Annotated in this window: 10 protein-coding genes; 3 read left to right on the top strand and 7 right to left on the bottom strand. The window is 56.0% G+C overall.

The features are described 5' to 3' along the window. The first annotated feature begins 211 nt into the window (after nucleotides 1-211). Nucleotides 212-1,222 carry a carbohydrate kinase family protein gene (locus GOW56_RS20725; protein ID WP_171117872.1) on the top strand — a complete coding sequence of 337 codons (1,011 nt, stop codon included), beginning with the start codon at nucleotides 212-214 and terminating at the stop codon, nucleotides 1,220-1,222. A 149-nt stretch (nucleotides 1,223-1,371) separates the two neighbouring features. Here the strand turns inward: GOW56_RS20725 and glgB are convergent, their stop codons facing one another. The 7 genes from glgB to glgC are packed head-to-tail and all read right to left on the bottom strand — an operon-like array spanning nucleotide 1,372 to nucleotide 14,418. Next, on the bottom strand, nucleotides 1,372-3,582 hold the full coding sequence (gene glgB, locus GOW56_RS20720) for a 1,4-alpha-glucan branching protein GlgB (RefSeq protein WP_253284226.1): 2,211 nt from the start codon (nucleotides 3,580-3,582) through the stop codon (nucleotides 1,372-1,374). Beyond that, nucleotides 3,579-5,984: a glycogen/starch/alpha-glucan phosphorylase gene (locus GOW56_RS20715; RefSeq protein WP_171117870.1), complete on the bottom strand. Its 2,406-nt coding sequence runs from the start codon at nucleotides 5,982-5,984 to the stop codon at nucleotides 3,579-3,581. The genes glgB and GOW56_RS20715 overlap by 4 nt, the downstream gene beginning before the upstream one ends. Nucleotides 5,985-6,031: 47 nt before the next feature. Next, nucleotides 6,032-7,663 (bottom strand): alpha-D-glucose phosphate-specific phosphoglucomutase, encoded by a 1,632-nt coding sequence (locus tag GOW56_RS20710; protein ID WP_171117868.1) that lies wholly within the window; start codon nucleotides 7,661-7,663, stop codon nucleotides 6,032-6,034. After that, nucleotides 7,629-9,614 (bottom strand): 4-alpha-glucanotransferase, encoded by a 1,986-nt coding sequence (gene malQ / locus GOW56_RS20705; protein WP_171207057.1) that lies wholly within the window; start codon nucleotides 9,612-9,614, stop codon nucleotides 7,629-7,631. The genes GOW56_RS20710 and malQ overlap by 35 nt, the downstream gene beginning before the upstream one ends. Beyond that, entirely contained in the window at nucleotides 9,611-11,689 is a 2,079-nt protein-coding gene (gene glgX, locus GOW56_RS20700; RefSeq protein WP_171207056.1) for a glycogen debranching protein GlgX, read from the bottom strand. The genes malQ and glgX overlap by 4 nt, the downstream gene beginning before the upstream one ends. 27 nt (nucleotides 11,690-11,716) lie before the next feature. Then, nucleotides 11,717-13,162 (bottom strand): glycogen synthase GlgA, encoded by a 1,446-nt coding sequence (gene glgA, locus GOW56_RS20695; protein ID WP_217358849.1) that lies wholly within the window; start codon nucleotides 13,160-13,162, stop codon nucleotides 11,717-11,719. Further along, complete coding sequence (gene glgC / locus GOW56_RS20690; RefSeq protein ID WP_171117911.1) at nucleotides 13,159-14,418, bottom strand: glucose-1-phosphate adenylyltransferase; 1,260 nt, start codon at nucleotides 14,416-14,418, stop codon at nucleotides 13,159-13,161. The genes glgA and glgC overlap by 4 nt, the downstream gene beginning before the upstream one ends. A 259-nt stretch (nucleotides 14,419-14,677) precedes the next feature. Here glgC and GOW56_RS20685 point away from each other — a divergent pair, with 259 nt between their 5' ends. Then, complete coding sequence (locus GOW56_RS20685; RefSeq protein WP_171207059.1) at nucleotides 14,678-15,832, top strand: ROK family transcriptional regulator; 1,155 nt, start codon at nucleotides 14,678-14,680, stop codon at nucleotides 15,830-15,832. After that, on the top strand, nucleotides 15,829-16,755 hold the full coding sequence (locus tag GOW56_RS20680) for a carbohydrate kinase (RefSeq protein ID WP_171172509.1): 927 nt from the start codon (nucleotides 15,829-15,831) through the stop codon (nucleotides 16,753-16,755). Before GOW56_RS20685 ends, GOW56_RS20680 begins: the two co-directional genes overlap by 4 nt. The last annotated feature ends 95 nt before the right edge of the window (nucleotides 16,756-16,850 follow it).

Genomic DNA, 16,850 nt, shown 5'->3' with positions numbered 1-16,850 from the left:
AGATGGACGACTTTTACGCCGCCCGCACCAAGATCATCCCGCCGCTACCGTGGTCGACTTTCTCACCGCCGTTCTCAAATTTACCTTATGCCGCGCAAATCTGAAGCTTAAGAGTCACTGGAAAGCCCACCGGTGGTGTGGCTTTAGAGTGCGAGGCTTGAGGAGGTCTGATACTCTCAAGGCAGCATCATTTTCTATGTAGGAACACATCGTGCTCGAGCCGATTCAGCCCAAAAAAGTAAGACAAGGCATTGCATGTGCTGGCAATTGGATACTTGATACAGTTCACTCAATTTCGCATTGGCCTGAAAAGTCGGGGCTGGCGCTCATAAAAACCCAGCATGTCGACCTTGGCGGCGGACCCGCCAATGTAGCCTTGGGACTGAAAGCCATGGACGTGTCTTATCCGGTAATTCCAATTGGTCTGATAGGCGCAGGCGCATTGGGCGACGAAGTTTTGCGTCTAAGCGCAGAAGCGGGGTTGCCTTTAGACGGCCTACTGCGAACAACACGTGCAACAACATCCCAGACGCATGTGATGAACGTACAAGGTGACAGCCGCACCTTTTTTCACCACCGAGGCGCTAACAGTTTATTTGATGCGGCGTCGGTTAATATTGATGAGCTATCGGACGCCGGTATTAAGCTATTATATCTTGGTTATTTAACGTTACTAGACAGACTGGATGAGATCCTGCCAGAGGGAAAAACTAGAGCCGCACGGCTGTTGTCAGTTGCCCGCGCCAAAGGCGTGAGGACTTGCGTTGACCTCGCATCGTTCAGGTCCGACACCTACTCGGATATTGTGTCAAAGACGCTTCCCGAAATCGATTTTCTGTTCGCGAATGAACTCGAAGCTGAGGCGGCAACAGGCATAAATCTCACGCAAAAGTCTGATCCCAACGAAATGATGAAAGCAGCTCGCTTTCTGAAATCCGGTGGGGTCAATCGAGCGGTAATAATACATAGCCCAACACAAATCGTATGTTGTGAAACAGAGGTTGAAATTGCCTTCGCGCCTGATCCGATACCTGCTGAAGAAATCATCAGCCCTGTGGGTGCGGGAGATGCTTTCTGCTCCGGCGTTATTCATGGTCTCCATGAAGATTGGCCTATTGAGAGTTGTCTCAAATTTGGCGAGAAAGCTGCCGCCGCCTGCTTGTCTGGGCATACTGCCACCGATGGACTCAAAACAATCTCAGTTCCGCGGATCCCGCCATAGAAAATCGTTCAGACTAGAGGCGACTATGTCCCGCTTCTTCCCAGTTCGTGAACAGCGTTTCGAGTGGCTGCTATATTGTGCGTTCTTTTTGTGGTCCTCATATTGTCCGAATACGCACCTTTGGGCCAGTTGGGCCAGAAACAGCACCGTTATCCCTTTTGCCTGAGAAACAGCGTCGTATTACCCGGTAGGTGCATAGAAATTGAATGATCCTGATTGCTCCATGCAACCGTTTCACTCTCATAGGAGCCCCAACCGTGGCCTGTTCCTCCAAACTCTGCAGCATCACTGTTCAGGACAACTTCCCAGTGGCCTGAATTAGGCACACCCAGCCTGAATCCGTCGCGAGGTGTCGGGGTCATGTTGCAGACAACGATCACGGGATCCTTGCCTTCATCGCCCTGGCGGAGCCATGCGTAGACGGACAAATCAGACTGATCGACTTCAAGCCAGTAGAAGCCGGAGGCCATACAATCAGTTTCGAATAGCGATGGTGTCTCGGCGTAGAACTTGTTTAGCGCCTTGACCCACGCCTGAACGCCGCGGTGCCATTCATGATCCAGCAAGTGCCAGTCGAGGGATCGATCGTGAGACCATTCCGCGCCCTGAGCGAATTCCTGACCCATGAACAGGAGTTTCTTGCCCGGATGGCCCCACATGAAACCATAATAGGCCCGCAGCCCAGCAAACTTATCGAAGCCGTCGCCCGGCATCTTGGAGATCATCGAGCCCTTGCCATGCACAACTTCGTCATGACTGATGGGCAGGATAAAATTCTCCGAGAACGCGTATGTGAGGCCAAATGTCATTTCATGATGATGGTGCGACCGGTGAATGGGATCGCGCGCCATGTATTGCAGCGTGTCGTTCATCCACCCCATGTTCCACTTGAACCCAAACCCAAGCCCACCCTGGTCGGTGGGTTGGCTGACTCCCGGAAAGGACGTGCTTTCTTCGGCGGCCATGATGATGCCAGCATCAGCGTCGTACACGAGTTCGTTGGTGCGTTTGAGAAAGGCGATCGCCTCAAGATTTTCGCGGCCACCATGTTCATTTGGCACCCACTCGCCCTCTTTGCGGGAATAGTCGCGGTATAGCATGGACGCGACCGCGTCTACGCGCAGCCCATCGATGTGAAACTCCCGGAGCCAGTAGAGCGCGTTGGCGCAGAGATAGTTCTGCACCTCACGCCGCCCGTAATTGTAGATCAGTGTGTTCCAGTCCTGATGAAAACCCTCTTTCGGGTCGGCATGCTCGTAAAGCGCGGACCCGTCGAATTGACCCAATCCATGCGCGTCGGTCGGAAAGTGCCCCGGCACCCAATCGAGCAGCACCCCAAGGCCCGCGATATGGCAGGCATTCACGAATTCCCGGAATTCATCCGGAGTGCCATAGCGGATTGTCGGAGCGAACAGACCTATGGGCTGGTACCCCCACGAGCCGTCGAACGGGTGCTCAGAGACAGGCATCAGTTCGATATGTGTGAACCCCATCTCGCGCACGTAATCCACCAACTCCTTGGCGAATTCGAGATAGCTGAGCGGGCGGTTGCCGTCCTCGACCTTGCGCCGCCACGACCCCAGATGGACCTCGTAGATCGAAATCGGCCGGTCAAAGCGGTTGCGGTCCGCGCGCGTTGCCATCCAGGCGTCATCACTCCAATCATACCCGTCTAAATCGCGCACAACCGACGCCGTGGCGGGGGGATGTTCTGCCCCAAAGCCAACCGGGTCGGCCTTGAGCGGCAGAATGTTACCTTGCGCATTACGGATTTCGTATTTGTAGAGCGACCCTTCGCCCAGGCCGGGAATAAAGATCTCCCAAATCCCGGTCGTGCCCCGTGCACGCATTACGTTTCGCCGTCCGTCCCATTGATTGAACTCGCCCACAACGGAAACACGGCTCGCGGCCGGGGCCCAGACCGCGAAGTTCACGCCCTTTACGCCATCATGCTCAAGCGGATGGGCCCCGAGTTTTTCCCACAGGCGCAGATGTGCACCTTCGGCGATCAGGTACTCATCCATCTCGCCGAGTACCGGCCCGAACCTGTAGGCGTCATCCTGCTCCCAGACATTGCTGTCATTGCGGGCACGCAGGCGATAGGCGCCAGTCGCCACGGGTTTGCGGACAAAGCCCGAGAACAGCCCGCGCCCGTCAAGGCGATGCAGCTCGGCTTCGACTTTACCGGTCTTGCCGTCCAGAACCTCGACACTCAGTGCGCCCGGGATCAGCACGGTAACACTCCAACGCCGCCCGTTTTTGTGAGGGCCAAGAACCGAAAACGGATCGCTCATCGAACCTGCAAGCAACGCTTCGGCAGTGGCAGAGTCAAAGGCGGGGGAATAGCTGATTGTGGTCATTCTGTCTCTCCTGCAAGCGAGTCGATGCCCCAGATGTCTTTCGCATAGCCCTGGATTGTACGGTCGGACGAGAACCAACCGGACAATGCGGTATTGAGAACGGCCATGCGCGCCCACGCGTCTTTGTTGGCAAAGCCGCCGTCGACCCTGCGCTGCGCGTCCCAGTAGGCATCGAAATCGGCGGCGACCATGAAATAGTCGTCCCGCAACAGCTTTTCGAGCACCGGCCAGTGACGCGTCGGATCACCGGGCGAATAAAACCCGGTGCGTACTTGCTCGATGACTTCGTTCAGGATCGGGCTTCGGTCGATATAGTCCTGCGTGACATATCCCTCGCGCGCGGCCTGTACTTCGGCAGCGGTCATCCCGAAGATATAGATGTTGGTGGCCCCCACGTGGTCGCAGATTTCCACATTGGCACCATCGAGCGTGCCGATCGTAACCGCACCGTTCAGCGCGAACTTCATGTTTCCGGTGCCGGAGGCTTCTTTGCCAGCAGTTGATATCTGTTCGGACAGGTCCGCCGCCGGGATCAGCATCTCAGCCAAGGACACATTATAATTCGGCGGATAGACCACCTTGAGCCGATCTCCGATTACAGGATCAGTATTGATTGACTGTGCGATGTCGTTGATCAGCCGAATGATGTTCTTGGCATCGATATACGCTGGTGCCGCCTTACCGCCAAAGAATTTGACTCGAGGTGTCCAATCCGCATCCGGTTCGCGGCGGATTGCGTTGGCAAGGGCTGCGGTTTCAAATGCATTCATCAGCTGGCGTTTGTATTCGTGAATCCGCTTGATCTGAATGTCGAACATCGCATCGGGCGAAATCTGCAGGTTCATGTTTTCGGCGACCCAATCCGCAAGCCTGCGTTTGTTGTCTTGCTTGATCGCCATAAAGCGCTTGCGGAAGGCGGGATCATCCGCCAATGGCGCGATGTTTTCCAGCTGCTCAAGATCTGAAACCCACTCCGTTCCGATGGTTTCGTTTAGCAAATCCCGCAGACCCGGATTGCATCCATGCAGCCACCGACGCGGCGTTACACCGTTGGTCTGATTGAGAATTCGCTCGGGATATACCTTATGCAGATCACTGAAGACGGTTTGCTTCATCAGGTCCGTATGCAGGGCCGAGACCCCATTGACCCTGCGCGAACACGTAAAGGCAAGCGTTCCCATGTTCACCACGTCGTTTTCGACAATGCGTGGGGCGGCGCTGGTATTTGATTTTGCAACGTCCCGGCTCAACCGGTCATCGATCCGTTCGATCAGTTGCATGTGACGCGGCAGGATGTTGCCCATCAGCCCGACATCCCACGCTTCCAATGCCTCAGGCAGCAGTGTGTGGTTGGTGTAGTGCAATGTGTTCTGCGCAGTGTCGAACGCATCGTCAAAGCTCAACCCGTGCACATCTGTCAGCAGACGGATCAACTCGGGGCCCGCGATTGCCGGATGGGTATCATTCATCTGGATCGCAACTTTGGTTGGCAGCGCGCGCAGATCGCCATTGTGCGTCAGGAAGCGGCGCAAGAGATCCTGAAGCGAGGCGGAGGTAAAGAAAAACTCCTGCTTGAGGCGCAATGCCTTGCCTGTTTCGGTGCTGTCATCGGGGTAAAGGACGCGCGAAATCGTTTCCGCCAGCACCTCGGGTGCGGCGGCCTGCATGTATTCGCCGCGGTTGAACGGATCGAGGTCAAAAATCTTCTTGGGCTTAGCGGACCAAAGCCGCAGCGTATTTGTCCAGCGCGCCTGCCAACCGGCAACCGGCGTGTCATAAGCCTGTGCCATCACGATGTCGGATGGGCTCCATTTGGCTTGTGCGCCCGTCTCAATGACCTCACCGCCAAAGCCGATATCATAGAGGCATTCCGAGCGTTCGAATTCCCAATTGTGCTGGTGGCGCAGCCAGTCCTCTGCCATTTCTACCTGTTTGCCCTGATCGAAGGACTGCCGGAACAAACCATGCGCATAACGGATGCCATAGCCATATGCGGGAATGCCGAGACAGCTCATGCTGTCCAGAAAACAAGCGGCCAACCGTCCCAGACCGCCGTTACCCAACGCTGCATCCGGTTCGTCGTTTACCACATCGGCAAAGCTGACGCCGTGTTTCGCCAAGGCTTCGCGTGCATCATCTGCAAGCTCGAGGTTGTTGACCGCGTCCTCCAGGATACGTCCCAAAAGGAACTCCATCGACAGGTAATAAACCCGCTTCCGGTCCTTGGCATATGTACGGTTCGTCGCTTCGAACCACGGTGCGATCAGTTTGTCGCGCACCGCGCGGGACAGCGCGAGGCGCCAGTCCGTGGTGGAGGCCGTGTCCGGGGTCTTGCCAACGCTATGGGCAAGATGAAAGTCGATTGCCTGTGTCAGCGACCCGGGTTCATAGATATCTTTCATGGTCTGTTCCATCCTGCTCTTGTTCTGATTTGTCTCGGACGGTCGCATCAGGTGATGACATCCGCCTTTGTGCGCCCGGTGTGCCTTCTGATCTGCGCTAGCGCTTCTGCAGCCTGAATGACTGGGGATAGCGCTTCTCGCACATTCATGTTGTGATCGCCGCTGCAACCGACGAACCGCTCCAGGTAGACACGCAACGTAGCCCCTTGGGTCCCCGTGCCGGACAGACGAAACACAACGCGGGAACCGCCGTCAAAGCGGACGCGGACGCCCTGCCCTACGGTCAGGCTTTGATCAATCGGGTCGCGGTACGAGAAATCATCTGCCTCAACGACTTTCATGTCCTCGACCATTGAGCCGGGAAGCGTGTCTGACCTTTCGCGCAATGCCGTCATCAACGTATTTGCGATGTCGGTCGGGATCTCTTCGTAGTCGTGACGCGAGTAGTAGTTCCGGCCAAAGCTGCGCCAATGATCCTGCTGAAGCTGCACGATATCCCGACCATCCCGCGCCAGAATGTTCAGCCACAGCAGAACTGCCCACAGACCATCCTTTTCGCGGATGTGATTGGATCCAGTGCCTGCGCTCTCCTCGCCGCAAAGTGTCGCCTTACCCGCGTCCAGCAGGTTGCCGAAAAATTTCCAGCCGGTCGGCGTTTCAAAACAGGGAATCCCCAACCGTTCGGCAACTCGGTCAACCGCCTGGCTTGTCGGCATCGAACGCGCGACGCCGCTAAGTTTCCCGGAATATGCCGGGGTCAGGTGGGCGTAGGCCGTCAACAGCGCCAGACTGTCAGAAGGCGTCACAAACGTGCGTTTCCCCATGATCATGTTGCGGTCGCCGTCTCCATCGGAGGCGGCGCCAAAATCAGGGGCATCAGGGCCGTTCATGACGCCGACAAGCTCACTGGCCCATACCGGGTTGGGGTCAGGGTGCCCACCGCCGAAATTCGGCGATGGAACCGCGTTGATCACCGAACCAGCTGGCGCGCCTAATGCGCCTTCCAGTATGCGCTTGGCATAGGGACCGGTGACCGCATGCATTGCATCGAAGCAGATGCGGAAGCCGTTCGCGAACAGGGTGCGGATGGCATCGAAATCGAACAGTTCCTGCATCAGCGCTTCGTAATCCGCCACCGGATCAACCACATCGATTTGCGTTTTGCCCAATCTGAAGCGGCCGGGTTCGTCAAAATCGCATGCGTCTTCTTCAGCGATTTTGTATTCGGTGATCTGCTGGGTTCGGGCGAAGATCTCATCTGTGATCTTCTCGGGTGCCGGGCCACCATTGGGGGCATTGAATTTCACACCGAAATCACCGTCCTCACCACCTGGATTGTGGCTTGCCGACAGGATGATACCCCCATCGGTTTTGAACTTCCGGATCAGGTTGGATACTGCGGGCGTTGACAGGATGCCGTTCTGTCCAACAATCAATCGAACAGCACCGTTGGCTGCCGCCATACGGATGATTACTCCAATGGCCTCGGAGTTGTAAAACCGCCCATCCCCGCCAACAACAAAAGTTTTGCCCGCGGCACCGCCGGTGCCGTCGAACACGGATTGCACAAAGTTCTCGAGATATCCCGGTGTGCGGAATACTGAGGTTTTCTTTCGCAGACCCGAAGTTCCCGGTTTCTGCCCCTCAATGGGCGACGTGCGAACAGTCTTGAAGGTCATTGTCCTTCTCCATTCCATTTTGGTTTGACCGACTCTGCGCTGACATCTCTGTGCCAAGACACACAAATGCGTCGGACGTCTTTATGTCACTCACCGAAAACGGCGCTTTCAGCCGCCAGTTTGGGAATTCGTCAACGGTGCCTGGCAGGTTCTGCTGGTCTTTTCGTTCCGCAATGTCATCGAGTTGGACGGCCACGATTTCGGAGTTTGAACGCGCAAGTCGGCGGTGGATTTCCTGAACAGGCTGTGATGCTCCCAATGTTTGAGCTGCGGCCTGACGGTCCGCGCGAACGTTCGCAAAGCAAGTGCGGTCTATGCTGCCAATCTCGGCGCGTACTCGGGCATCCTCTGCCGCGAAAAACCCGGCAATGGTGGGTGTGTCATGTGTGGCGAATGCACATACAGCTTTTTTGCGCGTCTTCGAGGTGTCAACAAATCCACCGTCCTCGGAGCGCATGTATTGCAGCACGTCCAGCCCGTATATCCCTGCCGCTTCAGTCTTTTCGCGCAAGCCGGAGGGAACGAGGCCAAGATCCTCGCCAATGACAATCGATTTGGTTCTCACGCTTTCTATGGCGACCACAGCGAGAAGAGCGTCAAAGGGATATCTGACATATGTGCCTTCTTCGCTTCCTTCCGGTATCCAGTAGCTGCGCATCAAACCCAGCACGTGATCAATCCGGATCATTCCGGCGTGACGCATTACTGTCCGCAACAGTCGCGCAAATCCGGCATAGCCTTGTTTTCGGATCCTTATTGGGCACAGCGGGGCGAGACCCCAGCTTTGCCCCGACGGACCAAGCGGATCGGGCGGCGCGCCCAACGTAGCGCCGGTCACCAGGGCTGTGTCCTTGCTCCATGTTTCCGCGCCACCAAGGCGCGGTCCTACGGCAAGATCCAGATACAAGCCGAGCCGCATACCGGCCTTGATGGCGCGGGTTTGCGCGTTGGCGAGCTGAACATCAGATTGCCACTGCCCCCACTCAACCAACGCTATTTCCTGCTCGTGATCATGCGCAAATGCGGCCACTGCGCCTGAGTCCCGATCTTGGTATGGCGTGGGCCATTTGCGCCAGTCTGAACCAAAGCGAAAGGCAAGCGCTTCAAACACCGCGAAATCACGCAGGCGCGCTCCTCCCGAGGCTCTAAAACCGGCCAATGAACGCTTTTCAGGCGCTCCATCCGGTAAACGTAGAAATTCCTCAAACCCGTCATCCAGGGCTGCTGCATTTTCTTGCAATGCAGCCCGGTAGTTGATCAGGTCACACGAAGCCGATCCCGTTTCTGTGCAGTACCATGTATTCAAAAATTCACGATGACTTGGTGAATAAGGGCTAACTACGTCATCAGGACGGACTTGACCCATCGCATGTATGGGATTGATCCCGACAAAATCGGCCCCATGCATTGCCATAGCCGCAGCATATTCCCCAAGAGAATGATAGCTACCCAGAGATGCAGCGGTCTTGTCTGTAAGCCCATACAAAGCAGTAAGAACGCCCCAAATGCGCGGCTCGGCGATCAAGTCTGAAAGGTTCAGCGCTCGCAACGGGCGAGCCAGGACCCAGGATGTAAATTCTCCGTTCAGGCAAAGCCGATGAATGCCGATTGGCAAAGCAGGAATAGCGATGGATTGCACCGCCTCTCCGCCTTCCACAACCTTCTCGCCAGATTCGGTTTCAAGGCTCCACGAAACCGTGCGCGAAACCGGAAACTTGGCTGGCTGACCTGCTGTGACGATCAGCTCTTGCGGCAGCTGGCGCTGTTCTTCTACTGTCCGCATTCGGTGCAGCACCACCCTTGCGTCTGCCTCAGACGTCACGTTCAGTCCCATGGCGCGCAGAACAGCAACCTGGGTGTCGGGCGCAACCTGGATCAGTTGCCCGTCAAACCCCCTGTAATCGGACGCCACGCCGACGAAGCGGCAAAGTTCTGCAACCCAATCCGTCATGATACGGCCGCATTTCCAACAAACAGCGAAACGGAATGGGCAGAAGCGCATTGACGATTTCTGTCAACTACGTCGACAGGCTCTGTATCCGGCTCGGCTGTGTCCAGTACACGCTGCCAAACCAGACCCGGCCCCGGATCAGGTAAGAATAGTTTCTTGGGCTGTTCGTTTCCGTTGACCACAATCAGAGCGGTTCCCTCAGGAGAAAACGAGCCCTCCGCCTCACCACGCAAATGAAGACAAAATCCATCCAACGACGGATCCCGCCAATTTAGCGTACCGCCGTCCAGGCCGGACCAAGAGACATCAGGATTGCCATCGTTCCGGATTCGCCCGTGCAGGAATCGGCTTTGGCGCAAGACGGGTGTATTGCTCCGCAGCGCGATAAGATTCTGCGCAAATGCCAGCAGGTCGTTGTCAGCGGAAGCCCAGTTGATCCAGCTGATTTCATTGTCCTGACAATAGGTGTTGTTGTTCCCGCGTTGCGTTCGTCCGATTTCGTCCCCGGCCAGAAGCATGGGCGTTCCCTGCGACAGGAACACGGTGGCCAGCAAATTGCGAATGCGCAGGGCGCGGCGTTCAAGAATGTCTGGATTGTCCGTGTCCCCTTCCACTCCGCAATTGTCCGACAGATTGTTACCGTGGCCATCCTTGTTGCTTTCGCCATTGGCCTCGTTGTGCTTCTCGCGATAGCGGGTTAAGTCGGCCAGGGTGAACCCGTCATGCGCTGCAACGAAGTTGATGGAACTAGTTGTCCGGCGTCCCGGTCGATCGAACACGGATGCTGTGCCAAGGAAGTTGCCTGCAAGCTCTTGCGCAGAATGTGCATCCCCGCGCCAGAACCTGCGGGTAGAATCGCGAAACTTGTCATTCCACTCGCCCCAGTCAGCGGGATAACTTCCAAGCTGATAGCCGCCGGGGCCGATGTCCCAGGGTTCGGCAATCAATTTGCACCGGCTTAGCACCGGATCCTGTCGAATGGCATCAAAGAAGCCGCCATGCAGGTCAAACCCGTGGTGCTCGCGCCCCAAAACCGTGGCTAGATCAAACCTGAACCCGTCGACTCCCATAACAGTGACCCAGTATCGCAACGAATCCAATACAAGGCGCAATACGAAGGGGTGGTTGATCGCCAGAGTGTTCCCGCACCCTGTATCGTTGACATAGTAGCGCGCATGACTGGCCTGCAAATTATAGTAGGCCTTGTTGTCCAGCCCCCTGAAAGACAAGGTCGGCCCGCGGTGATCGCCCTCGGCGGTGTGATTATAGACAACGTCGAGGATCACCTCGATCCCCTCGGCATGCAGCCGATCGACGGCCTGACGAAACCCATCCGCCCCGTTTGGGCCAAAGTAACGCGGCTCCAGCGCAAAAAAACCCAGAGTGTTATATCCCCAATAGTTAGTCAGTCCGCGATCCACCAGAAAGCCGTCATTTAGAAAGGTATGGACCGGCAGCAACTCCAACGCGGTCACCCCAAGACCTTTCAGGTGCGAGATCACGGCATCGCTACCGAGGGCTTCATAGGTTCCGCGAAGTTCTGCGGGCACGTCGGGGTGCAACTGGGTCAGGCCCTTGACATGGGCCTCATAGATTACCGTTTCGTTCCATTCTCTGCGCGGGCCTGGCGCCCCTGACCAGAGGCGCTCAATGTCCGGCACCACCGACTTTGGCACAAATGGCGCACTGTCGATCTGACTGGGTTGCATGTTGGTGTAATGGCCCGAGGGCTCATACCCAAGCATCTCCTTGCCTGACGACCAGTATCCACGGAACGCACGGGCGTATGGATCAGCCAGCAATTTCCTAGGGTTGAACCTGTGGCCGCGATCGGGTTCATACGGCCCGTATGCTCGATAGCCATACAGCGTGCCGGGCTTCAGGCCGGGCACAAAGCCATGCCAAATCGGGCCCGTCTGCTCGGGCAATACCAGCCGTGTCACCTCGCGCTGCCCATCGGCGCTGAACAGACACAATTCGATCTTCGTCGCGTTTTCCGAGAACACGGCAAAATTGACCCCCTGCCCGTTGTAAACCGCGCCTAGTGTGGCGTGATCTCCCGCGTTTATGCTCATGATGGGCCTGTTGTCCTGCATGCCGGTTTAATTCTCCTGTAGCGACTTGTAGGCATCAGCCATGCGCTGTGCCGAACGGTCCCACCCGACCGGGTGTTTCATTGCGTTGCGCTGTGTTTTCTGCCAAGCCTTTTTGTCTTCGTACAATTCCATCGCACGGAACAAAGCCTCTTTTAGATTTTCCGCACGGACGGGCCCGAACTGAAAACCTGTTGCACAATCGGCGACAAGCGCTGCTGCATTCGCGTCAATAACCGTGTCTGCCAGACCACCCGTGCGCGACACAACTGGCAGCGTGCCATAGCGCATCGCGCACAGTTGGGTCAGCCCACATGGTTCAAAACGTGAGGGCACCAATGTGGCATCTGCCCCGGCTTGGATCAAATGCGCGAGGTCTTCGTCAAAGCCGATTTCAACACCAACGCGATCCGGATATCGCTGGGCCAATTCCCGAAACCCGTATTCCAGCGCCGTTTCGCCTGAGCCAAGCAGAACAAAGGAAGCTCCTTTATCCAGAACAAAGGGCAAGGCTTCCAACGCCAGATCAAGACCTTTCTGCCCGGACAGTCGGCTGATAACCGAGAATAGTGGCCCCGTCCTGTCGGCCCCTAGTCCAAAACGTCGTAGCAGAGCCTGTTTGTTTTTATTTTTTTTGGCCAAAGTGCGGCTGGAATAGGTTTGCGCGATCGCAGGGTCATTGGAGGGATCCCAGACCTGAGTATCGATCCCGTTAAGTATGCCCGACAAGTCGGCGTTACGCGCATTCAGCACACCTTCAAGCCCCATGCCAAACTCAGGCGTAAGCAACTCGCGTGCATAGGTCGGGCTGACAGTCGTTATTTGATCTGCCGCCATCAGCCCCCCTTTGAGAAAGCTGATCTGTCCGTAGTACTCAAAACCGCTTTGCGTAAACTGTGCCGGATCAAGGTTCAGCGTCCCCATCATCGTTGCAGGGAAATTTCCCTGAAAGGCGATATTGTGGATGGTTAGGATACAGGGTGGTGTCGCAGCGCCACTTGCTCGTGCATAGACTGGCGTAAGGCCAGCCTGCCAGTCATGTGCGTGAAGCACATCAGGCCGCCAACTGTCGATGCCAGCGCGCCCGATTTCTGCACCCAGCCAACTGAGCAGGCCAAACCGCAAATGGTTGTCTTTCCAGTCCAAGCCCGCTTCGTTCAGGTATATTTGGCCAGGTCGGTCATACAGGTGCGGTGCATCCACCAATAGCAAACTGACGCCGCTGGCTTTCTTGGCGAGCACCCGCACGGGCCCACCAAAAGCCGCACCCAAATTCATAACTTCCCTGGCTCCCTTCGCCAGATGCGCGATTTGGCGGTACAGCGGCAGCAGAACGCGGCATTCAACATCGAAATCGCCCATAACCCGGGCGAGCGCGCCCACCACGTCGGCCAGTCCTCCGGTTTTGACAAAGGGTGCGCATTCAGAAGCGATTGAGAGTTGCTTGAGGGTCATAGGTCCAGTTTGTCGATCATGGGTTGAGTGATCAGGCATACGCCATTTTCCGTTCGACGGAAGCGCGCCGCATCTTTTTCGGGGTCTTCTCCGACAACAAGCCCCTCAGGGATGCGAACCGAACGGTCAATCACGACATTCTTGAGCCGCGCTCCGCGCCCGATATCGACGTTGGGTAAAGCCACCACACCGTTGAGTTCAGAATAGGAGTTTGCGCGCACACCGGTGTGCAACAGACATTGGTTCAACTGCGCCCCGGAGATGATGCATCCGCCAGCCACCATCGAAGATACGGCAAGGCCGCGGCGATCTTTTTCGTCATGTATGAATTTTGCCGGTGGCGTCAATTCGGAATACGTCCAGATCGGCCAGGACTGATCATAGAGGTCGAGTTCAGGTTGAAAGTCGGTCAGGTCAATATTGGCCTGCCAAAATGCATCAACTGTTCCGACATCACGCCAATATGGCTTTTGCTCTAAAGAACTGGTCACGCAGGACCGGCTGAAAGGATGCGCATACGCGTTTCCCTTTGCCACCAGCGCTGGAATGATGTCCTTCCCGAAATCATGCTCGGACGCTTCGGAAAGAGCATCTTCGCGCAGCAACTCGATAAGGTAGTCAGTTTTGAAGACATAGATACCCATGCTGGCCAATGACTGGGATTCGTCACTCGGCATGTGCGGTGGATCTTCGGGCTTTTCGACAAACTCCAGAATTCGATCGCTGTCATCCACGGCCATAACGCCAAATGCGCTGGCCTCGTGACGGGGCACTTCAATGCACCCTACGGTGACATCTGCTCCGGTTTCGACATGCTGTTTCAGCAACAGCGAGTAATCCTGTTTGTAAATATGGTCACCTGCAAGAATAAGTATGTATTTGGGCGCATAACCCTCGATAATATCGATGTTTTGCGTAACGGCGTCGGCAGTTCCCAGATACCAGTGGCGTTCGTTGACACGCTGGGATGCCGGAAGAATGTCAAGTGACTCATTTCGCTCGGCGCGGAAAAAGCTCCAACCGCGCTGCAAGTGCCGGATCAGACTATGTGCCTTGTACTGCGTCGCGACCCCGATGCGGCGAATGCCGGAATTCACGGCGTTGGATAAAGCAAAATCGATAATGCGTGTCTTCCCGCCAAAATAGACTGCGGGCTTGGCGCGAATGTCGGTCAGTTCCTTCAGGCGACTGCCCCGTCCTCCTGCGAGGACAAAAGCCATCGTTTCCCGAGCAAGTCGATGCGTGGAGATAGTCATTCCAGAGTGCTCCTTTGCTGACGCCGAATCGCCGCCATGAGTGAGTCGATGTGGTGATAATTGCATGCCGAAACCAATTCGTTCAGTCAATAACTAAATCACAGTGATTTAATTATTGACACATCCCACGGAGTCAGCCAGTTTGGCAAAAAACGCTCTGCCCGGCACTGTTTATGGGAACCTGATGGAATACGACCCAAGAGTTATGAATGAATTCGTCGAAACAGACGTCGCAGCGCGAGGGTCCAATCAAAGCGGCATGCGCGTCTACAACGAGCGCCTGGTTCTGTCGCTGGTTCGCCAAGCTGGCGCGATGGCCAAGGCGGAGATTGCCCGCAAGACTGGGCTTTCCGCGCAGGCCGTATCAGTCATCACCCGGTCACTTGAGGCAGATGGGCTGCTGGAACGCCACGCGCCGGTTCGCGGCAAGATCGGGCAACCTTCCGTACCTCTTAGTCTTGCAAAAGATGGGGCGTTTTTTCTCGGCTTGAAAATTGGCCGCCGCAGCCTTGAACTGGTTCTGACCGATTTCCTGGGCAAAGTGAGGGAGAGGGTGTGCGTAAACCACGCCTATCCGACACCCGATGGCGCGGTGACATTCGCAAGAAACGAGATTGATCGGCTGTTAAGTCGGATGCCGGCGGATCACCAGAAACGTGTAGGTGGCCTAGGTATTGCGCTGCCGTTTCAGCTTTGGGACTGGGCGGGAACATTGGGTGTTGAGCCTTCGAAGATGGATGGTTGGCGCAATCGGAACATCGCTGTAGAAATTGGCGAATTATTTGAATTTCCCGTGTATTTGCGCAACGACGCGTCAGCTGCATGCGGCGCGGAACTGGTGTTCGGTGATGCCGGTAAACCCCGAGATTTCCTGTACTTCTTCATCGGCTTCTTTATTGGCGGCGGGCTGGTTCTCGACAACACGCTTTATACAGGATCAACGGGGAACGCCGCAGCTTTGGGGTCACTTTATGTGCCGGCATCAGATGGGCGTTTGCGTCAACTCGTCGAGATCGCCTCATTGGCGACATTGGAGAACGCTGTAATTGCCGAAGGACATGCGGCAGCAATGCCCTGGAATTCTCCGGTAGACTGGAGATTGCCGGAAAACACGTTAGAGACATGGCTTGCTGATGCAGCACAGGGGATCGGCCATGCGATCCTGTCATCCGTTAGCGTGATCGACGTGAACCACGTTCTGATTGATGGGTGGATGCCAGACTCGGTGCGCTCTGAACTGGTCAATCGCGTGCGATCGTATGTGTCCCGGCACTCCGCTGCAGGCATCCATATCCCGAATGTTCTGGAAGGTTCGATTGGGCCGGACGCGCGCTCACTCGGCGCGGCGAGCCTGCCTTTGTCCGAGCGCTTCCTTGTGGAACGCAAAGCATTTCTGAAAGGTTCGACCTCATGATCCTGTGCTGTGGTGAAGCTCTCATCGACATGATTCCAACTCCAAGCAATGCTGGCTCGGATGGTTTTGTGCCACATTCGGGTGGCGCGGTTTTCAACACGGCGATAGCCTTGGGGCGGCTCGGGGTGCAAACGGGGATGTTGACCGGGTTGTCCAGCGATATGTTCGGGCAGCAGCTTTCCGAAGCACTAAAAGCCAGCCATGTCGACACTTCTCATGTGATTACTTCGGAGCGCCCGACCACACTGGCATTTGTACGCTTGCAGGATGGGCATGCAACCTACGATTTCTATGACGAAAACACTGCTGGACGTATGCTAACGCCTCAGGATCTGCCGGACCTGTCCCCCGAAGTTTCGGCACTCTATTTTGGAGGGATCAGTTTGGCCTGTGAACCCGGTGCGAACGCTTATGCAGCATTGCTCGAACGAGAAGGCAAGAATCGCGCTGTTATGCTCGACCCGAATATCCGTCCACAGTTTATTCAGGACATACGGTCCTACCGGGGGCGATTGAACCGGATGATGAGTGCCGCAGACATCTTAAAAGTCTCGGACGAGGATCTGAACTGGATTGTCCCATCGCCGCTGTCGCTGAACAAAAAGGTCGAGCTGGTTATAGAGATGGGCCCGAGTGTTGTCATCCTCACGCGCGGCGGCGAAGGGGCAACAGGGTTTCTGGCTGACGGGACTGAGGTCACTGTACCCGCGCGCCGTGTTGAAATCTGCGACACTGTCGGCGCGGGTGATACGTTCAATGCAGGCTTTCTGGCAAAACTGTCGGAATTGGGTGCTCTCCAGAAAACTAACCTTAGAGGCGTACCGTTAGAAACTGTCGAGCAGGCACTGGAGCATGGAGCAAAAGTCGCCGCCGTTACGGTTTCCCGAGCTGGCGCCAACCCACCCTGGGCAAACGAGTTGTGATCTTTGTCGGCGTTTTTATTGAGGCGCGATGTTAGCGCTATCTGCGCATCGAAACCCAAGAGGCCGGCATAAGACCAAGGACATAGAAGCGGAAG

It is taken from the genome of Ruegeria sp. HKCCA0235A, from assembly GCF_013033235.1.
In the GTDB taxonomy this organism is placed as follows: Bacteria; Pseudomonadota; Alphaproteobacteria; order Rhodobacterales; family Rhodobacteraceae; genus Ruegeria.
The sequence above is the reverse complement of the archived record's forward strand: the minus strand, read 5'-3'. Positions and strand labels throughout refer to the sequence as shown.